Here is a 19,864-nt window from a genome sequence, read left to right as displayed (position 1 = left end):
TTTAATGACACAGGAAGTTTTTTTACTGTCTTATACAAAATATGGAGATCACGATGCTGTTCTCCATTGTTTTTGTAGGGAAAACGGCTTCGAAAGTTTCTTCGCAAAAGGAATCTACGCCGCAAAAAATAAAAAAAAAGCCTTTCTTTTTCCTTTGAACGAATTATTACTTTACACATCCGACAAGAAAAAAAGTATCCAGAATGTGCTGAAAATAGAACAGAAAAATATAGATTTTTTTAGTTCTGATATCCGGAAAAATTCAATTTTGTTTTTTATTTCCGATCTTTTGAATCAGGTTTTGAGGAACGAAAATCAAAACGCCGATATGTATTCCGAGATTTCTATTTTCCTCAGTCAATTGCAAATGGAAAATTTTCAGTCACATTTGATCTTTATTTTCAGGCTTCTGAAGCAGCAGGGTTTGCAGCCGTTATTTTCAGACAAAACTTTTCTTAATCCCGAAACCGGAAATTTTGAAGATATAGAAATGCACCATTTTTTTGACAAAACGATTTCTGATATTTGGAAAGATCTTATTACATCGCAGGACCCGTACAGCATAAAACTCAGCAGATCCGAAAAACAGAATTTCCTTGATTCTATTTTAGTCTATTTCCATTACCATTTTACAGATTTCCGGGAACCAAGATCTTTGGAGATTATCAAAGAAATTTTTTAAAATTATGATTATCAAAGCAACAGAAAAAGATATTTCTACGATTCAAGATTTGGCAAAAAAGTCCTGGCAATCGGCTTATGGCAATATTTTGGAACAAGAGCAAATCGCTTATATGCTGGATCTGATGTATTCTGATGATACTTTGAAAACTCATTTCAAGAATCCAAATTATCACTATTATCTTATCAATGAAGATGAGGTTTTTCTAGGATTCATCGGTTTCGAATTTCATAATGAGCCAGAAACGACAAAACTTCATAGGATTTATTTCCTGAAAGAAGCACAGGGAAAAGGACTTGGAAAAAAAGCTTTGGAATTTTTAAAAAACGAAGTTGGAAAATCAGGTGATAGAAGGATAACCTTGACCGTTAATAAAAATAACATTGCTCAAAATTTCTACGAATCACAAGGTTTCAAAGTTTATGATGAAGCTGTTTTTGACATAGGAAACGGTTATGTGATGGACGATTATCTGATGGAGTACATTATATCATACTAAAACTCCCCAACTCTCAGACTCTCCAACTCCTCAACTGATCTTCGCCCACTTATTCTTCCCTTTATATTGTTTGATGTAATATTGCTTCATCATTTGATTTTCGGGATGTGTGAGAAGAGCATCCTGTTCCAGTATCTTTTCAACAGTCAGTTTTGAAGCTTTGATAATGGCAGAATCCTCAATGAGACTCAGTTTTTTAAAGTCTACAACACCACTTTGCTGAGTCCCGAGAATATCGCCCGGTCCGCGCAATTCCATATCCACTTCCGAGATTTTGAAACCATCGTTTGTTGTGACCATTGTCTTAATTCTCGTTCGGCTTTCCTTGCTCAGTTTATCACCTGTCATCAGGATACAATAACTTTGTTCAGCACCACGTCCAACACGTCCCCGCAATTGATGGAGCTGTGACAACCCAAATCTCTCCGAGCTTTCAATCACCATCACAGAGGCGTTTGGAACATTGACGCCAACTTCTATCACAGTTGTAGCCACCATAATTTGTGCTTGTCCTGAGGCAAAATACTGCATATTGATATCCTTTTCCGCTGGTTTCATCCTGCCGTGAACCATCGTAACATTGTAACTTTTGAAGAAGTTCACCACGTGTTCCAAACCTTCCATCAGGTTTTTATAATCCAAAGTTTCAGATTCTTCGATGAGCGGATAAACGAAATAGATCTGCCGACCTTTTTCAATCTCATCTCTGCAAAAAGTATAAACCGAAAGTCGGTCTTTTTCCCTTCTGTGAGCGGTAATGATGGGTTTTCTTCCAATCGGCATTTCATCAATCACGGAAACATCTAAGTCAGAATAAAAACTCATTGCCAAAGTCCGTGGAATCGGTGTTGCAGTCATTACCAGGATATGCGGCGGGATGTTATTCTTTGCCCAAAGTTTTGCCCGTTGCGCCACACCAAATCTATGTTGCTCATCAATAATAGCCAAACCAAGATTCTGGAATTTCACTTTATCTTCCAGCAATGCGTGCGTTCCAATCAAGATAGAAAGTTGCCCGTTTTCCAATTCGTCGTGGATTATTTTTCTTTCCGCCGTTTTGGAAGAACCTGTCAAAAGTCTGACGTTGATGTTCGTATTTTGAAGTAATTCTTTGATCGAATTAAAATGCTGTTGCGCCAATATTTCCGTCGGCGCCATCAGACAGGATTGGAAACCATTGTCCATTGCGATCAGCATTGTCAAAAGTGCAACCATCGTTTTCCCCGAACCCACATCGCCCTGAAGCAGTCGGTTCATTTGGGTTGAACGTTTCATATCGATTCTGATTTCTTTCAGAACCCGTTTTTGAGCATTCGTTAGTTCAAACGGAAGATTATTTTCATAAAAACGCGTGAAATATTCACCAACGATTGGAAACGGATTTCCGAAGGATTTTGTTTTCTGATGTAGTTTTTTCAATCCATAGCCAAGCTGAAAAAAGAAAGCTTCTTCAAATTTCAATCTTCTGTTGGCGGAATCAAATTGTTTTAAATCTTTAGGAAAATGAATATAGTAATGGGAATTAAGCCGTCCAATTAATTTCATCGATTTCAATAGATAATCGGGCAGATTTTCCTGAATTAATTGAGGTAAATCTTTCAGAAGATTAAAAATAACGGTCTGAAATAGTTTATTCGTAATTCCTCGTTTTGTCAGTTTTTCGCTTCCTGGATAGATGGGCAAGAGAGTTCCGGATAAAGCTTTTTTTTCGTCAACCTCAATTTCCGGATGAGGCATTGAGAAGTTTCCATTAAAGAAATTTACTTTCCCGAAGATAAAAATTTCCTGATTCAGTGGAATCGCATCCTGCATCCATTTTGAATATCGAAACCAGACTAGATCCATAGATCCCGTTTCATCTCGGAACTTTGCAGACAATCGTTTCCCTTTTTCATAAACCACTTCCTGGATGTCCGTAATCTTTCCTTTTAGTTGGATATCAGTGTCAGAATCTTTACTAAGACCGCCAATTTTATGAATTTTACTTTTATCAATATACCGGATTGGATAAAATGTCAGCAAATCTTCCACAGTCGATATTCCCAACACGTTTCTGATGAGTTTTGCGCGTTCGGTTCCGATGCCTTTGAGAAATTCTATGGAGGTTTCTAATGTCAAGAAAGAAAAATTTGTTCCGACGAATTTCGGGAAATTTTATGAATTTTTTAAGGAGAAATACTTAACTGAATGATTTTAGTCTAATATCTAAATTCTAATCTCTCACTTCTAAAAAATCACTCCTTAATCCTTGACCGGAATTTCTTCTGATAACCTTCCCATTCCTGGCGGGATTTGATATTTTTGTACTCGTTAGAAGCGATCATCGTGAAGTAAGGTTCTACTTCTTTGGCTTTTAGAAATCCGGATAGACTCGTGATTGGATCTGTATTTTCATCCAGAAAAACCATCGTCGGTATCATATTGATATTCATATATCTCGTAAACTGATGAAGGCTGTTTTTAGTTTTCTTGCTTTTAAAATCGGGGTTTGTAAAGGTGTGGCCCATAAATTTTATCGACTCATTTCCATCACTTTCGAATTTAACAGCATAGAAACTATCGTTGATGATCTTGGCAATTTCCGGGTGATTGTAAGTTTTTTTCTCCATTTCTTTACACGGTGCACACCAGTCTGCATAGAAATCGATCAGGATTTTTTTCGGTTCTTTCTTTTGTGCTTCTATCGCCTGTGCAAGGGTCATCCAATGCACTTGCGAGAATCCGGAAATTGGAATCAGAAAGAGAATTAGGAGGATTAATAATTTTTTCATTTGTGTTTTGTGTGTTTTATTTTACGCCGTGCATTAGTTTTTTAACAAATGGAGAGATCAAAATTAATATGATTCCGGCAATTAGAGCGTACAATCCCAATTGTTTATATCCATCGGTATAAGTGATGAGTGCATCGTAATTTGTAGCGCCGGGTTTTACTTCTGCCAATCCTGCTCCGATCTGTCCTGCAACATATTGCCCGTAGGCAGAGGCAAGGAACCACATTCCCATCATCATCCCCTGCAATTTTTCTGTGGACAGTTTTGTCATTATCGATAAACCGATTGGCGACAGACACATTTCTCCCAGAGTAATAACGAAAAGTGCAAGCGTGAAAATATTAAGAGAAGTAATTCCCTGCAGATTAGCAAAAAACTTTGTTGCAAAAATCACATAATAACCCAATCCTAAGAAAATAAATCCTAATCCGAATTTGATAATTGTATTTGGTTCCAGTTTCATTTTATTTAGCCAGATCCAGACCAATCCGATTGGAACAGCAATTAATAGAATAAAAAAAGCGCCTCCGGAATTATTAACCCCATTTGGATCCAGGCCTAAAAGATCTTTATTAAGATTATTCGCAGCGAATATGCTTAATGAGCCACCGCTTTGCTCGTAGATTCCCCAGAAAATAATTGAAAAAATAATGAAAACTAATGCTGCCCAAAGTTTGTTTCTTTCCACGGCATTTACCTTTGTCATTTCGTAAAACAGATAAAGCATTGTTATTGGTCCTACGATCCACATAAAATAATCTGTGTATTGCGGAACAGAAACCATTATCATAATCAATGGGACAAAAACTAAAGATAAAATATAAACGCTGTATTCATTCCATTTTGCTAAAGGAGAAAAAGTTCCGTCAGAGTTTAATTTTTGAGGCTGAAGACCAATTGGTCCTAATTGTCTTTGAGTAAAAATAAAATTAACCAAACTAATAACCATCACAATCGCTGCCAATCCGAACGCGACATTCCATCTTTTACTTTCCGGAATTAATCTTGACATCATTTCGCCTTTTCCGATAGCGATACAGAGATACCCGCCCAAAAGTGCTCCCAGATTGATTCCTGCATAGAACAGTGAAAAACCGGCATCTGTTCTTGTGTCGTTTGGTTTGTATAGTTTTCCGACCATTGTCGAAATATTTGGTTTGAAAAACCCGGTTCCTACCACTGTGAATGCGATTCCCAAAAAGAAGAATTTATGAGGATCGGTAGCTAAAATCATACTTCCGATGATCATCAAAATACCGCCCCATAAAAGAGATTTCCTGAATCCTAGAATTTTATCAGCAAACAATCCACCTACAAAAGTGAAAGCGTAAACAAATGCCTGAGTCGCACCATATTGTAAATTAGCCTGCTCATCCCCGAATTTCAGTTGTGAAATCATAAAGAAAACGAGCATTCCGCGCATTCCGTAGAAACAGAAGCGTTCCCACATTTCTGAGAAAAAAAGTGACCAGATCTGTTTCGGATATTTTCCTTTAAAATTTTGTATTTCCTCGAGGGTAAGATTCATTTTATGATTTTTATGCCATACGAATTTAACAAAAAACCACCGAATATTCGGTGGTTTTTTGTTATTAAGTTTTATCTGATTCTAGCTTAATCCGTGCATCATTTTCTTTAATCTCGGAGATAGAATTGCCAAAATAATTGCTGCAATTCCGCAAAGTACTACGAACACCATAAAGAACTCAAATAAGTTATGGATCTCAACGCCGGCGAAAGTTGTATTGGCAGTTGGCAATTGCTCTTTTTCAAACAAAGCCACTTGCTCTGTTGTAAGCGTTATTTTTTTGTCCAAAACGTCTTGAAGATTAATGCCAAGCTTTTCAGCCTTTACAAATTTATCTCCAGTTGCAGGAATAATGGCTCCTAATGAACCAGCCAATGCATAACCCGCAGCATTAGAAATAAAAAATACACCATAAAGCAAAGAAGCAAATCTTTTCGGTGCTAATTTACCAACCAAAGATAATCCAATTGGTGATAAACAAAGCTCTCCCATTGTTTGGATCAGATATAATAACATCAGCCATTTGATTGCCAACAATCCTGTGTTTCCAAGATCTTTTACATTGTAAGCAATAATAAAATAACTCAAAGCAATCAAAGCTAAACCTATTGCCTGTTTCAATGGAGAAACAGGTTCTTTTCCTTGGGCTCTCAATTTATCCCAAAGCAAGCTGAAGGGTAAAGCTAATACCACAACGAATAATCCGTTGAAGATCTGCACCATAGATGGCGGCATATTCCATCCGAAAATATTTCTGTCTGTTTGATTATCAGCAATGAAAGTCAATGATGAACCAGCCTGTTCAAAAGCCGCCCAGAAGAAAATGATAAAGAATGAAACGATATAAATTACCCAGATTCTTTGTCTTTCAACCTTATTCTCAGCAGAGCTCATAATCAAAAATGCTAATGAAATCCCAGCTGCGTAGATAAAAGGATAAATGATTCCTTTAATCAATTGTCCCATTCCGACAGAACTGAAACCAAATTCGCTTACCAAAATATATCTGAAAACAAAGAAAAGCGCTACGAATAACAACGCTGCAATTCCCATATTCTGACCAGAGAATTTTGCTGTTTGTGTTTCGCCTTCTTCGAAATCTTCGCTGGTATTGTGTTTTGGTAATCCACCAATTGGTCTTCCTTCTGGTGTTACAACGTATTTGTTTTTAAGGATGAAGAAAGTCACTGTTCCTACCAACATTGCGATAGAAGCCGCTAAGAATCCCCATTTGAAAGCGAAAATATCTCTCACACCTCCAGCATCTTTCACATCGCCTAAATATGGACAAATGAACTGACCCAGGAACGCTCCGATGTTGATTCCCATATAGAAAATCGTAAAAGCAGAATCCAGTTTAGATTTCTCTTGTTTTGGGTAAAGACTTCCCACCATTGAGGAAATGTTCGGTTTAAAGAATCCGTTTCCGAAGATGATGATGAATAATGCCAACCACATCAATCCTTTTGCACCGCCAAGATTTGTAGAAAATGTAGATGCACTGAAGAACAAAAGCAATTGTCCAATCGCCATCAAACTTCCACCTACCAAAATTGCATTTCTGTTCCCGATGTATTTATCAGCGATGAAACCACCCAAAAGCGGTGTCAAATAACACAAAGCTAAAAAGCCACCATAAATAATTGCCGCATCGGCTTCTTTAATAAGGAGAGAATTTACCATAAAGAGCGTCAATAATGCCCTCATTCCGTAAAAATTAAAACGCTCCCACATTTCGGTGCCGAATAAAACCCAAAGACCTTTCGGGTGCTTTTGTTTAGCTTGTACTGCTGTATCCATTTTTTAATTGTTAAATTTTCTTAAAGGTAACAAATATAGTTTTTTTTCATAAACGGGAAAGCTAAATTGCAGACGATTAACACAATTACATTCGATTATTTTAAATTATGGAAATCAGAAAATCAAATCCCGAAGATATCAACCAAATAATGAACTGCATTGATACAGCCAGACAGCTGATGCGGGAAAGCGGAAACCATATCCAATGGACCAATGGTTATCCTTCGAAGGAATTGATGTTAGAAAGTATAAAAAATGGATTTAATTTTTTGATTTCTGAAAATGATTACATCGTTGCGACTTTCGATTTCATTATTGGCGACGACCCAAATTATTTAGTAATTGAAAACGGAACTTGGCTGAATGACGAAAAATACGGCGTCATCCACAGATTGGCATCCAATGGAAAAGCAAAAGGCGTCGCAAAATTCTGTTTCGAATGGTGTTTTTCCCAATTCCCAAATATCAGAATCGATACGCACGAAACCAATATTCCGATGCAGAAAGTTCTGGAAAAACTCGGTTACCAAAAATGCGGCATTATCTATGTTGCTGATGGAACACCGAGATTGGCTTTTCAGAAAATTTAGGTTAATAATAATTTGGGCAGCTATTTCCGTCCTCCGTTCCCGCTTTTTTCTTTTTCGAAAAAAAAGAAAAAGAGCTCCACTCAGGCCGGGCTGCACTAATTCGATGTTCAAATACTAATCTACACCTTTTTCCTTCATCACTTTATTCAAAAACTTCAGCATAAAAAGTCCGAGAACAAAAGCAAAAATCAGAAGAGCAAAATTCACAAGAAAGTAATATTCTTTATTTTCATAACTATACCATGTGCTGGCAAGAATCCCCGAAAGCTTGTTTCCAACAGAATTTGCCAGAAAAAATCCACCCATCATCAGGGCTGTCAATCTTGCTGGAGATAACTTTGAAACCACTGATAATCCCATTGGTGAAAGGCAAAGTTCCCCAATCGTCACAACGCCATAACTGGCAACCAACCAAAGTGGCGAAACCTTCACAGCGCCGTTATTTCCGGCAAACACAGCGCCTACCATTACAAGACAGGATAAAGCCGTGATAAAAAGTCCAATCATAATTTTTGTAGGCGTCGTCGGTTCTTTTCCGCGCTTTCGGAATAATGCCCAGAATCCGACAATCACTGGTGTCAGTACAATTACCCAAAAAGGATTCACAGATTGAAATAATTCAGTATTAAATAAGTAAACTTCCTGCTTTGGATTCGTAGCTAACTGAGTGCGTTCTTCTGGATTGATGTTTTTAAAATAAACATCTTTTCCGGAAACTTTAATAGTCTCGCCAGCTTCATTTTTCTGAGAACGGAATTGGTCATCATAAACCGCAACTTCTTTGTCTTCAAAGGATTTTCCGGTCGTTCCGTCTTTTCCATCGAGCATATAAATGCCACGCATCGGTTCAACTAATTTTTCAGGAATACTTCGGTCCGTATAATAGTTTGCCCAGCGAGTGAGCGCCGTTCCGTTCTGTTTGAAAATCGCCCAGAAAAACATACAAACCAAAAATATCATCACCAATGCCCCAATAGATCTTTTCTCGTCCTGATGCGCTTTGAAATAAAGCGAAACGTAAAAATAAATCACTGGAACACAAGCGAAAATAAATGCATCTGTGCTATCACTTCCAAAGATATTTCCTGGAATTACCCAACCAATTGCACCAACAACTAGTGCTGGTAGAAATACTTTTAATAAAACGTCGGAAATCTTGCTGTCACCTTCTTTCGCCGCTTTCATTTCGCAGGCGTGACGAATGTGTTTGAGTCCAAAACTAAAAATCACCAACCCAATTAGCATCCCAACGCCAGCTGCAATGAATGCCTCTCCCCAGCCAAAACGGTTTCTCATATAGGCCGCAATAATATTGCAGATAAATGCCCCAATATTGATTCCCATATAGAAAATATTGTAGCCTGTATCTTTGTTCTTTTTGTAAGGTTCCTCAGAGTAGAGATTTCCAAGAATCGTAGAAATCGTCGGTTTGAAAAAGCCATTTCCGATGATAATTAATCCCAATGAACCGTAGAATAATGGCAGTTCTTTGAAAAGTCCCAATCCAATATATCCAGCGGCCATTAATATTCCGCCGAGATAAATGGACTTAATATAACCAAAAACACGTTCTGCAAGAAAACCACCAAGAAATGGTGTGAGGTATGTCAGTGCAATATAAGTCCCGAAAACATCATCCGCCATTTTATCTGGCAATCCCAATCCGCCTTTGTCACCATTCGGTTCTATGACATAAAGGACAAAAATTCCCAAAATCAAATAATAACCAAAACGTTCCCACATTTCTGTGAAAAAGAGGAAGGGCAGACCTTTGGGATGTTTTTTCATAACTTTTTATTTTCTTGAATCGTAAAAATAGGATTTTAAAAATAACTTCAAAAATTTTAATTAACTTTGATAGACTTAAATATTCAGGAAATGGAAATTACAATAAAAGACTTGCAGAATAATTTAAAATCTTTGCCATCATCTTTATATGGTGTTGTTAATGAATATTTGAATTTATTACGAGAAGTAGCCAATCCCGAGATTCCTGAATGGCAAAAAAAAGAAGTTAGAAAGAGAATAGAGTTTGCGAAAATCCATCCCGAATCATTGGTAGATTTTGATAGTTTTATGAATGATTTTGAAAAAGAACATTTGAATGAAAGCTAAAAAAATCGTCCTGAAATCTGTCGATTTTGATTTGCTTGAAATAATTACTTGGTATAATAAAATTGACAGGAAATTGTCTTTAATGTTTTTAAAAGAGTTTAAAGAAAAAGTCAATTATATTTCGAAAAACCCAAATGCCTGTGAAAAAAAATACGACGATACTAGAATCGCTTACTTGAAAAAGTTCCCTTATTCTATTCATTATATTTATGACGAATTCGAGAGTAGAGTAATAATATATTCTGTTTTTCACACCTCCAGAAATCCTGAAAATTGGTCTGAGTGAAAATAAAAACCCATTCAATTTGAATGGGTTTTATATATTTTATTAATTTGAACTAAAGATTCTCCAAAATAAAATTCGTCATTTTCTCATAAAGCTGAGGTCTTGTATTTCCACCAAAAATGCCGTGATTCTTATCCGGATAAGCCATAAATTCAAATTGCTTTTTGTTCTGAATCAAAGCCTCAGAAAATTCCATCGAATTCTGAAAATGTACGTTATCATCAGCTGTTCCGTGGATTAAAAGGAATTTCCCTTTCAATAGTTTTGCAAAAGTCGTTGGCGAATTTTGGTCGTAACCTTCCGGATTTTCTTGCGGAGTCTGTAGGAATTTTTCTGTGTAAATGCTGTCATAATATCTCCAGTTTGTCACCGGCGCAACAGCAATTCCCAATTTGAATACGTCTGCACCTTTCGTCATTGCAAGGGAACTCATATATCCACCAAAACTCCATCCAAAGATTCCGATTCTTGATTTGTCAATATAAGATTGATTTCCGAGCCACTGTGCTGCAGTGATTTGGTCTTCGATTTCGTATTTTCCAAGTTGTTTGTAAATCACTTTTTTGAATTTCGAACCTTTGTAACCAGTTCCGCGTCCGTCCACACAAGCTACCACGTAACCTTTTTGAGCCAGCATTTCGAACCAGATTGCGTTTCCTCCGTCCCAGGAATTTGAAACCTGCTGAGAACCCGGACCGGAATATTGGAACATAAATAATGGATATTTTTTGTTCGGGTCAAAGTTTTTTGGCTTGATAATCCAGGCGTTCAATTGGTCGCCAACAGAATTTGGAATAGTAATGAATTCCTTCGTTACAAAACTGTCTTTCTGAAGTTTCGCAAGCGCCTCATTATTGTTTTGTAATTCTTTAATTTCTTTACCGGAAGCATCTTTCAATACATATTTGTTTGGAGAAGACGCTGTTGAATTGGTGTTGATGAAATAATTAAAAGTCTTGCTAAAACTTGCAGAGTTGTTTCCTTCAGGATAAGAAATTAACGTTGTTTTTCCAGAATTGATATTCAATTTGGAAACAACTTTGTTTAGGCTTCCTTTTTCGGTTGTTTGGATGTAAGCTTCTTTGGTTTTTGGGTTGTAACCGTAATAATCTGTGATTTCCCAGTTTCCTTTCGCAACTTGTTTTTTCAATTTTCCGGATTTGTCGTACCAATACAGTTGTCTGTAACCATCACGTTCCGATGCCCAAAGGAAAGAATTGTCGTCCAAAAATTCCAAAGTCAGATTGTCGGTTTCTATCCAGGCGTTGTCTGTTTCTGAAAATAATTTGGTAAGATTTCCGGATTTTGTATCCACTTTAATCAAATCGACTTTGCTGTGATGTCTGTTGCTGGTTGCGATGACAATTTCGTTAGCCTCATTTGTTTGCCAGATTTGCGGAATATAATGATTCTCAAAACCTGCGATGTCTAAAGCTGTTGTCTTCCCTGAATTTAATTGATAAAGATTAGCAGAAACAGTCGAATTGGTTTCGCCAGCTTTTGGATATTTATATCGCATTTCGGTTGGATACAGAGACTTTCCGTAGATTGGAATGTAGATTTCCGGAACTTTTGACTCATCGAATTTTACGAAAACGATTGCGTCGTCTGCTTTGTTCCATTGGTAATAATCTGCGTGAGAAAATTCTTCTTCATAAACCCAGTCGCCAAGTCCATTGATAATTGAGTTTTTCTTTCCGTCCGTTGTGATTTGAATGATTTTCTCTGAAGTCAAATCCTGATAAAACAAATTATTGTCAACTATGAAAGCGACTTTGCTTCCGTCCGGAGAAAATTTTGGTTCCTGAATCCAGTTTCCGTTATTAAGCGGCGTCACTTTATTCGATTTTAAATCCTTGACATCAAATTTCCCCAAAAATGAATGTCTGTAAATATCCTGACTTTCTTTTTGCAACAAGATTTTGGATTCATCGGAAGAAAAAATATACGCTTCAAAACTTCCATCCACGATGTTTCCTGACTTTTGAGACGTTTTGTAATTGTACTTTGCAATACCGTCTTTCTCGATGGTAGCATAGTTTTCGCCGTCATTTAAGGATGCAATTCCTGCGATTCCTTTTCCGCGATAGTAGCCGGAGTAGATTTTATCGAGTGTAATTTCTTGTGCATTAATGTTTTGTGAGAAAACTGTTGTCATCAAAACAACAGAAAAAAGGACTTTATTGTTCATAATCTTTCTATTTTTCTTTTTGGAATTCACGAACCTTATGGTTTCATTTTTAAGATTTTAATGACGTAAATATAATAAAGATATATTGTTTTGAATGTAATCTTGAAACAGAGAATTGCTAATGCGTGAGGGATAGTAGTGGAAATCCTTTTTTTTGCTTGGGAATTGGTGCGGGAAAAAGATTGCAACGGATAGCCCGACCCGAGCGGGGGACTTAATGTTGGCGAGGGGCACGCCCAAATACTGATAACTGTCAACCGAAAACTATCAGCCAAATTTCTTATCTTTGTGCCATTATTTTTCTCACTTAAAACGTTTATAGCATGCAACTGTACAACACCTTAAGCGCAGAAGAAAGAGCCAGACTTATTGATGAAGCTGGTAAGGAACGCCTTACATTGTCTTTCTATGCGTATGCCAAAATTGAAAACCCAAAGAAATTTCGCGACGATTTATTTATAGCCTGGAACGCCTTGGATGCGCTCGGCCGTATCTATGTGGCGAATGAAGGAATCAATGCTCAGATGAGTGTTCCTGCGGATAATTTTGAGGCTTTTCGTGAAACGTTGGAAGCGTACGATTTTATGAAAGGCATTCGTCTGAATGTGGCTGTAGAGCACGATAATCACTCGTTTTTGAAGTTGACGATTAAAGTTCGTAACAAGATTGTAGCGGATGGTTTGAATGATGAAACTTTTGATGTGACTAACAAAGGAATTCATTTAAAAGCTCAGGAATTCAATGAGTTGCTGGCGAATCCGGATACGATTGTGGTGGATTTCAGGAATCATTATGAAAGTGAAGTTGGGCATTTTGAAGGGGCAATTACGCCGGATGTTGAGAATTTCCGTGAAAGTTTGCCGATTATTAATGAGCAATTGCAGGATTTCAAGGAAGATAAAAATCTTTTGATGTACTGTACTGGCGGAATTCGTTGTGAGAAGGCGAGTGCATATTTTAAACATCAAGGTTTCAAAAATGTTTACCAATTGGAAGGCGGAATTATCGAATATGCGCGTCAGGTAAAAGAAGAAGGTGTTGAAAGTAAGTTTGTTGGAAAGAACTTCGTGTTTGACCACAGATTGGGCGAAAGAATTACGGACGATATCATTGCGCAATGTCATCAATGTGGAAAACCTTGTGATAATCATACAAATTGTGCGAATGATGCCTGTCATTTGTTGTTTATCCAATGTGATGACTGTAAAGCTGTGATGGAAAATACTTGTTCTTCGGAATGTTTGGAAATTATTCATTTACCTGTGGAAGAGCAATTGGCATTGAGAAAAGGACTTCAGGTTGGAAATAAAGTTTTCAGGAAAGGAAAGTCTGAAGCCTTGAAGTTTAAAAAATCAGGTGAGTTAACAGTAAAACCTTTGGCAAAAGCAGAAACTAAAGATATCCGTCAGAAAATAAAAGTTAAAAAAGTCCTGATTGGAAAAGGAGAACATTACTATTCCAAATCAAAAATAGCACAATTTTTAATTGAAAATACAGAACTTTCTATCGGCGATAAAGTTTTGATTTCTGGACCGACAACTGGTGAACAAGAATTAACGATTACTCAGCTTTTCGTGAATGGAAATGCTTCTGAAACAGCAAAACAAGGAGATCAGATTACTTTTGAACTTCCTTTCAGAGTGCGTTTGTCTGATAAATTGTACAGAATTTTACAGGATTAAAGAAATTATAGAATGAATTTAGGTCTCTCAAAAAACGATCTTAGAGCACTTTATAAAGCAAAAAGAATGGCCTTATCACAAGATGAGGTCAATTTTTTGTCTCAAAAACTGCTGGAAAACTTTATTTTACAATTTAATCCTGTTGAAAATCAAAAAGTTAATGTTTTTTTAGCGATTGAAAAGTTTAATGAGGTAAATACTCAAATTTTCATTGATTATTTTTTTGAAAATGAAATCAGGGTTTTTGTACCGAAAATCAAAAGTGAAAAAATCATTTCTGTTGAGGTTTTTCCTGACTCAGAATTTGAAATTAATAGTTGGGGAATCAAAGAACCAGTTTCAAATATCGCTTCAAACGTACAACTGGACTATGTTTTGACGCCTTTGCTTTATTGTGATTTGTATGGAAACAGAGTGGGATATGGAAAAGGATTCTATGATCGATTCTTTTCAGGATATTTTAATATTGATAAAAAAATAGGACTTAATTACTTTCCTCCACAAGAATCAATATCGGATGTAATGGATCAGGATGTGGCGCTTGATAGTCTGATCACGCCATCTGAGTTTTATGTGTTTTGATTTAATTAATTGAAAATCAGTATATTTTATTTGTAAATGATTTTACAAAGGTATTTACAAGCTATTTGGAGAAGAATTTTTAATTACGGAACTAATTTTGTCTTGTAATTATAAGTCAATAATTAGGACAACAATCAATAATAATATTAATTTAAATTTTTAGAACATGAAAAAGTCATTATTTGTAGCTGCTATCGCTGCTATCTCTCTTGTAGCTTGTAAAAAAACTGATAAAGTAGAATCTGCTGCTATTGATTCTGTTGATGCTACTGCTGATTCTACAGTTGCTGCAATCGATTCTACTAAAGATGCTGCAGTTGATTCTGTAAAAGCTACTGCTGATTCTGCTAAAGCTGAAGTTAAGGCTGACGAAAAAGCAACTAAAGAAGCTATTAAAAAATAATTAGAAACTTCTAATTAAATAACAAAGCCGCTATTTAGCGGCTTTGTTTGTTTTTATACTGTCAGATTCTTTCTTATAAAAATTGACAAAGTAAAATTTGAATTCTTTTTGGAATTTCACCGGCGATGCTTTCAGCATATATTGTGCTTTTCTGTTGACTGTTGTGATATACGTTTTTTTCTTGTCGTAATATTCTACATCAAAATTTGCAAAATCCAAAGTGTCCTTTTCTAATACTGATTTTGAGGTTGTCAGATTATTCACTTTGGCGAATCTTACTTTCAGACTGTCCATTTCCTTCAATAATGGCTTCAGGTTGTTAGAGTCTTTAGCCAGAAAATGCGCCTGCATCTGTGTGTAAATTACCGAATCTATTTCTGTATCCTTATTTCCCGATGTATAAAGCGTTGACAAGTCTAACAGATCCTGAACTTTTTGGCTTGTAATCAAATTAATAGCTTGTAAACTATCTAATTTTGATTTTGTGTAAGTTACCCTATTGTTTGCATTTCGAATGGTTTCCAGAGAGTTATCTGGTCCTTCATACTTTTTGTTACAGGAAATAAAACCTGAGATAATTAGTGATAGAGATAAAATCCACCAATAAAATTTATTTTGTTTTTTCATCGTCTGTAATTCTGAATTTAATCATTACTATTTTTCCATTTTCCATTTGAGAATCAATCACTTCTAAGTTCTCAAGAGACGTTGTAGGAAGTGTAACCAGCGATATGTACTTTTGCTTATCCATAGTTTCTATTCCATAGATATCACTATCGACTACTTGATAAATCAGGGCTTTGTCACTGATTAAACGATTGAGCTGATATGTCTTTTTCTTAAAATCTTTAATTGATTTTGAATAATAATAAAGCTGAATCGCATAATCATTTGGTTTCAGTTCTATATTTTCAGATTCCGGGGCATTTGTAAGGTCTCTTGTTACAACATCTGTTTTATAAAATGGAGAAGAGATGACCATTTTAAGTTTCTTGCTTTTGGTTTCATATACAAAAGGTGAGTTTGGTTTCACCTTGAAAAGAATCGGAGACTCATTGTCACGAATGATTTTAACATCCAATTCTCCTTTTATAGACGAGTTTCTATCAGCATCAGTAAAAGCATAGGTGTATTTTTTATAAAAAAGGTTGTCATAAAAAACGAGAATAAGAACGATAGCAAAAAGGAAAATCGAAATTCCCAGCCACAAATATCTTTTAAGAAAATTCTGTTTGCTATTATTAAAGTTGATATTATAATTAATCTCGTCAAAAGCCTGATTATCAACCGAAATTTCTGGTTTTAAAGTTTCAGTAATGTCAGTTTTTGGAGCCGTGATGACTTCGCTAACTTTATTTTGTGTAGATTCTACAGATTTTTTATCTTCTGGGATAATGTTTTTCTTTCTAAATTCTGACCAGGAATTGTATCCAACGTACACAGAAAGAATATTCAACATATCTATTCTGGGGATTTTTTCCTGAGCATTATTTTTAAAATAAGTATAAAAAGTTTTTTCGCTGATATTTCCTTTCGCTTTTTGTCGGAGATCTTCCTGGAAATAAATTATATCAATACCTCGCCATTTTGATATATCATCAAATGATGGGGAATGTGTTTCAAGATATTTATCCTGAACAGCCTTTTTCAAGGATTGGAAATATAAAAATTCTATATCGGTCAAAATTCTATATATGCTTAATTCATTGATTTACAGATATATTAATTTGTAAATCGTGTTTTACAAATATATTACAATTAATTTTCAAAAACAAAATTTATTTATTGATGTAATTTTGTCCCGTTCAAATGAGAACATATCTATTAACTAACAATTTAAATTATTATTATTATGAAAAAGTCATTATTCGTAGCTGCTATCGCTGCTGTAACTCTTGTTGCTTGTAAAAAAACTGAAAACGTAGAAACTACTTCTGCTGATTCTGCTGCTGTAGATTCTTCTGCTGCAACTCTTGATTCTGCTGCTGCTAAAGTTGATTCTGCTGCTGTAAAAGTTGATTCTGCTGCTGCTAAAGTAGAAGGAGCTGCTAAGAAAGTTGATTCTGCTGCTGCTAAAAAATAATCTTAACCCAGTTAAGAATTTGAAACCGTTTCTTTCGAGAAGCGGTTTTTTTATTTCTCTAATTTCTGTCTCAAGATTTCGTAACAAGTAATCGCAGCCGCATTACTAAGATTCAAGGAGTCAATGGTTCCTGCCATTGGAATCAAAACGTTTTCTCCTTTTTGTTTCCAGAAGTCACTTAAGCCGGAATGTTCTGTTCCGAATAAAACAGCCGATTTTGCCTTCAAACTTTTCTCCTGAATGTTTCTTGCATCTTCGCTCATAAAAGTTGTAAAGATTTGATAGTCATTGATTTTTAAAAATTGGAAAGTTTCATCATTTGAAGCCTGGAAAATATTCATTCCGAATAAGCATCCAACACTGGAACGGATGACATTCGGATTGTAGAAATCTGTTTTTGGATCGGTCACAATCAGAGCATTGATTCCGAAAGCTTCACAACTTCTGAGGATGGCACCAAGATTTCCTGGTTTTTCCACACTTTCTAAAATAATAATTGCTGAATCTTTTTTTGGTTTGAAATCTTCTAAAGTTCTGGATTCCAATTTATAAATTCCTATAATTCCTTCAGTTGTTCCGCGATAAGCAATCTTTTCATATAGTTTTTCCGAAACGTAATGGATTTTTGTGTTGGGCAATTTCCCTTTGAAGATATTTTCGCAGATATAATATTCTTCTGGCAGATTCCCGAACTCCAAGGCACGTTTGTTTTCCTGCTGACCTTCCACGATGAAAACGCAGGCTTTTCTTCTTTCATGATTTTTAGTGAGAAGTCTGGTCAGTCTTTTGATTTTTTCGTTTTGAAGGCTTTCTATGAGCATTTTTGGAAATTTTTCACAAATGTACAATGTATAAAGTACAATGTAAAATGTACAATGTAAAAAGTTGAATGTTCAATCGAGGAGAAGCGCGTGAGGGATTGCAGTGGAAAGCCCGGAACGAGGCAACGAGTGAGGACTTATAACGGAAAGCCCGACCCGAGAGATGGCCTTTGTGCTGGCGAGGGCACGCCCAGAATTTCGTAATAAATAACGCAAAGATTTTTTAAGAATTGAAGCTTATTGAGAAGCCAAAGAATCAACAAGTCGATTTCAAAGTAAACTTATAATCATATTCTTTGTATTTATCAATTTATTAATGCTTTGGAAACTTAAAACTTACAGGAACTTTGCATAAAATTTACTTTCTTGGAATTGAAAGAGATGAACTTCCAACTTCCAGCAAAAAATATATATCTTTGTTTTATGATTTTACGAGGAGAAAATTTAATCAAGGAGTACGGACCGAAAAAAGTGGTGAAAGGCGTGTCACTGGAAGTTCAGCAAGGCGAAATCGTCGGACTTTTGGGACCAAATGGGGCGGGAAAAACAACGTCGTTTTATATGATTGTCGGATTGGTGAAACCGACTTTAGGCAACGTTTTTCTTGATAATCAAAATATTACGCAGGATGCAATGTACAAACGTGCACAGAAAGGAATTGGCTATCTTGCACAGGAAGCATCGGTTTTCAGGAAGTTGTCTGTTGAAGATAATATTCTTGGCGTTTTACAATTGACTAATCTTTCCAAAAAAGAACAGAAAAAAAAGTGCGACGAACTGATAGAAGAATTCCACCTGGAACACGTTCGTAAAAACCGTGGCGATTTGCTTTCCGGAGGTGAAAGACGTCGTACGGAAATTGCACGCTGCTTAGCGACAAGTCCGAATTTTATTCTTTTGGATGAGCCTTTTGCGGGTGTTGACCCGATTGCGGTGGAGGATATTCAGAAGATTGTAAGGTCATTGGTTGAGAAGAATATTGGTATTCTGATCACCGATCACAACGTTCAGCAGACTTTGGCGATTACCAACAAGACTTATATTATGTTCGAAGGGAAAATCCTGAAAGAAGGGATTCCTGAAGATTTGGCGAATGACCCGGAAGTGAGACAGGCTTATCTTGGGGAGAATTTTAGGTTTGAGAAGATATAACTTTATCGCAAAGGCGGAAGTTTTTAAAATTGAAAGTATAAAAGTCGCAAAGTTTTCCTTTGCGACTTTTCTTTTTATAATTATAAGTTTTTTTTGTGCCTTTGTGATAAAATCAAATCTCTCCTGACAAACTCCTGTCACAACCTCGCTGTACATTTGTATCAAATAAAACAAACTATTATGAATGCAACAGCAACAGTCCTCAACTCACAACAACTTTTAATCCATTGGCAAGGTCATAGAAATCTTACTAGAAGAGTGATAGAAGCTTTCCCTGAAAAAGATTTATTCGAATTTTCAATCGGTGGAATGAGACCTTTTTCGAAATTGACACTTGAACTTCTGGCGATTGCCGGACCTGCTTTAGAAGCCATTGTCGATGGGATAAATAATGTTTTTGATGAATCTTTCCAGCCGACTACAAAGGCTGAAATCCTTGCAAAATGGGATGGGCACACGGAAGTGATTAACGAATATTTCAGTCAGATTTCGGAAGAACGTTTCCAGGAAAGTTTTAAGTTATTTGGTCAATATGAATTTCCTGTTTATCAGAATATTCTTTATTTTGTTGATAATGAAATTCATCACCGTGGTCAAGGTTACGTTTATCTAAGAGCTTTGGGAATCGAGCCACCGTTTTTCTGGGAAAGAGAAAGATAAAAAATCAAATAGCTTTCAG

The 19,864-nt window shown here is 36.1% G+C and carries 20 protein-coding genes; 11 read left to right on the top strand and 9 right to left on the bottom strand.

The window, feature by feature from the left end:
- Window positions 1-4: 4 nt before the first annotated feature.
- Together ACFJGY_RS16145 and ACFJGY_RS16140 are read left to right on the top strand one after the other, a co-directional pair.
- The gene (locus tag ACFJGY_RS16145) at window positions 5-682 is read left to right on the top strand and encodes a DNA repair protein RecO (RefSeq protein WP_379966008.1); all 678 of its coding nucleotides are present in this window, start codon (window positions 5-7) and stop codon (window positions 680-682) included.
- Between the two features lie 4 nt (window positions 683-686).
- Window positions 687-1,181: a GNAT family N-acetyltransferase gene (locus ACFJGY_RS16140; protein WP_379966005.1), complete on the top strand. Its 495-nt coding sequence runs from the start codon at window positions 687-689 to the stop codon at window positions 1,179-1,181.
- A 30-nt stretch (window positions 1,182-1,211) separates the two neighbouring features.
- Here ACFJGY_RS16140 and recG read toward each other — a convergent pair whose 3' ends face one another.
- The 4 genes from recG to ACFJGY_RS16120 form a co-directional block, all read right to left on the bottom strand.
- Complete coding sequence (recG, locus tag ACFJGY_RS16135) at window positions 1,212-3,299, bottom strand: ATP-dependent DNA helicase RecG (protein WP_379966002.1); 2,088 nt, start codon at window positions 3,297-3,299, stop codon at window positions 1,212-1,214.
- Between the two features lie 116 nt (window positions 3,300-3,415).
- The gene (locus ACFJGY_RS16130; RefSeq protein WP_379965999.1) at window positions 3,416-3,952 is read right to left on the bottom strand and encodes a thioredoxin family protein; all 537 of its coding nucleotides are present in this window, start codon (window positions 3,950-3,952) and stop codon (window positions 3,416-3,418) included.
- A gap of 16 nt (window positions 3,953-3,968) precedes the next feature.
- Window positions 3,969-5,480 carry a peptide MFS transporter gene (locus ACFJGY_RS16125; protein ID WP_379965996.1) on the bottom strand — a complete coding sequence of 504 codons (1,512 nt, stop codon included), beginning with the start codon at window positions 5,478-5,480 and terminating at the stop codon, window positions 3,969-3,971.
- An 81-nt stretch (window positions 5,481-5,561) separates the two neighbouring features.
- Window positions 5,562-7,280, bottom strand: coding sequence for a peptide MFS transporter (locus tag ACFJGY_RS16120; RefSeq protein ID WP_379965993.1), 1,719 nt, complete (start codon window positions 7,278-7,280; stop codon window positions 5,562-5,564).
- A 107-nt stretch (window positions 7,281-7,387) separates the two neighbouring features.
- Between ACFJGY_RS16120 and ACFJGY_RS16115 the strand changes: the two genes are divergently transcribed.
- Window positions 7,388-7,870 (top strand): GNAT family N-acetyltransferase, encoded by a 483-nt coding sequence (locus ACFJGY_RS16115; RefSeq protein ID WP_379965990.1) that lies wholly within the window; start codon window positions 7,388-7,390, stop codon window positions 7,868-7,870.
- Window positions 7,871-7,984: 114 nt separating this feature from the next.
- On the opposite strand, the gene ACFJGY_RS16110 is transcribed toward ACFJGY_RS16115, so the two are convergent.
- On the bottom strand, window positions 7,985-9,658 hold the full coding sequence (locus ACFJGY_RS16110; protein WP_379965987.1) for a peptide MFS transporter: 1,674 nt from the start codon (window positions 9,656-9,658) through the stop codon (window positions 7,985-7,987).
- A gap of 90 nt (window positions 9,659-9,748) precedes the next feature.
- Here ACFJGY_RS16110 and ACFJGY_RS16105 point away from each other — a divergent pair, with 90 nt between their 5' ends.
- Both ACFJGY_RS16105 and ACFJGY_RS16100 read left to right on the top strand, forming a co-directional pair.
- On the top strand, window positions 9,749-9,985 hold the full coding sequence (locus ACFJGY_RS16105) for a hypothetical protein (RefSeq protein WP_379965984.1): 237 nt from the start codon (window positions 9,749-9,751) through the stop codon (window positions 9,983-9,985).
- Window positions 9,975-10,271: a type II toxin-antitoxin system RelE/ParE family toxin gene (locus ACFJGY_RS16100; RefSeq protein ID WP_379965981.1), complete on the top strand. Its 297-nt coding sequence runs from the start codon at window positions 9,975-9,977 to the stop codon at window positions 10,269-10,271. The genes ACFJGY_RS16105 and ACFJGY_RS16100 overlap by 11 nt, the downstream gene beginning before the upstream one ends.
- Before the next feature lie 52 nt (window positions 10,272-10,323).
- Here ACFJGY_RS16100 and ACFJGY_RS16095 read toward each other — a convergent pair whose 3' ends face one another.
- Window positions 10,324-12,462: a S9 family peptidase gene (locus tag ACFJGY_RS16095; protein ID WP_379965978.1), complete on the bottom strand. Its 2,139-nt coding sequence runs from the start codon at window positions 12,460-12,462 to the stop codon at window positions 10,324-10,326.
- A gap of 323 nt (window positions 12,463-12,785) precedes the next feature.
- On the opposite strand from ACFJGY_RS16095, the gene ACFJGY_RS16090 reads away from it, so the two are divergent.
- The 3 genes from ACFJGY_RS16090 (at window position 12,786) to ACFJGY_RS16080 (ending at window position 15,129) form a co-directional block, all read left to right on the top strand.
- Window positions 12,786-14,144 carry a rhodanese-related sulfurtransferase gene (locus tag ACFJGY_RS16090; protein WP_379965975.1) on the top strand — a complete coding sequence of 453 codons (1,359 nt, stop codon included), beginning with the start codon at window positions 12,786-12,788 and terminating at the stop codon, window positions 14,142-14,144.
- A gap of 12 nt (window positions 14,145-14,156) precedes the next feature.
- Window positions 14,157-14,726: a 5-formyltetrahydrofolate cyclo-ligase gene (locus ACFJGY_RS16085; protein WP_379965972.1), complete on the top strand. Its 570-nt coding sequence runs from the start codon at window positions 14,157-14,159 to the stop codon at window positions 14,724-14,726.
- Between the two features lie 166 nt (window positions 14,727-14,892).
- Complete coding sequence (locus tag ACFJGY_RS16080; protein WP_379965969.1) at window positions 14,893-15,129, top strand: hypothetical protein; 237 nt, start codon at window positions 14,893-14,895, stop codon at window positions 15,127-15,129.
- 30 nt (window positions 15,130-15,159) lie between these two features.
- Here the strand turns inward: ACFJGY_RS16080 and ACFJGY_RS16075 are convergent, their stop codons facing one another.
- Together ACFJGY_RS16075 and ACFJGY_RS16070 are read right to left on the bottom strand one after the other, a co-directional pair.
- Window positions 15,160-15,756: a hypothetical protein gene (locus ACFJGY_RS16075; protein WP_379965966.1), complete on the bottom strand. Its 597-nt coding sequence runs from the start codon at window positions 15,754-15,756 to the stop codon at window positions 15,160-15,162.
- A complete protein-coding gene (locus tag ACFJGY_RS16070) occupies window positions 15,740-16,813 on the bottom strand; it encodes a hypothetical protein (protein WP_379965963.1) in 1,074 nt (357 codons plus the stop codon). The genes ACFJGY_RS16075 and ACFJGY_RS16070 overlap by 17 nt, the downstream gene beginning before the upstream one ends.
- A 168-nt stretch (window positions 16,814-16,981) precedes the next feature.
- On the opposite strand from ACFJGY_RS16070, the gene ACFJGY_RS16065 reads away from it, so the two are divergent.
- Entirely contained in the window at window positions 16,982-17,212 is a 231-nt protein-coding gene (locus ACFJGY_RS16065) for a hypothetical protein (RefSeq protein ID WP_379965960.1), read from the top strand.
- Window positions 17,213-17,262: 50 nt separating this feature from the next.
- On the opposite strand, the gene ACFJGY_RS16060 is transcribed toward ACFJGY_RS16065, so the two are convergent.
- On the bottom strand, window positions 17,263-18,033 hold the full coding sequence (locus tag ACFJGY_RS16060) for a TrmH family RNA methyltransferase (RefSeq protein WP_379965957.1): 771 nt from the start codon (window positions 18,031-18,033) through the stop codon (window positions 17,263-17,265).
- Between the two features lie 423 nt (window positions 18,034-18,456).
- Here ACFJGY_RS16060 and lptB point away from each other — a divergent pair, with 423 nt between their 5' ends.
- A complete protein-coding gene (gene lptB / locus ACFJGY_RS16055; RefSeq protein WP_379970224.1) occupies window positions 18,457-19,185 on the top strand; it encodes an LPS export ABC transporter ATP-binding protein in 729 nt (242 codons plus the stop codon).
- A gap of 180 nt (window positions 19,186-19,365) precedes the next feature.
- Window positions 19,366-19,845 (top strand): DinB family protein, encoded by a 480-nt coding sequence (locus ACFJGY_RS16050; protein ID WP_379965954.1) that lies wholly within the window; start codon window positions 19,366-19,368, stop codon window positions 19,843-19,845.
- The last annotated feature ends 19 nt before the right edge of the window (window positions 19,846-19,864 follow it).

The organism is Epilithonimonas sp. UC225_85 (assembly GCF_042695135.1).
In the GTDB taxonomy this organism is placed as follows: Bacteria; Bacteroidota; Bacteroidia; order Flavobacteriales; family Weeksellaceae; genus Epilithonimonas.
The sequence above is the reverse complement of the archived record's forward strand: the minus strand, read 5'-3'. Positions and strand labels throughout refer to the sequence as shown.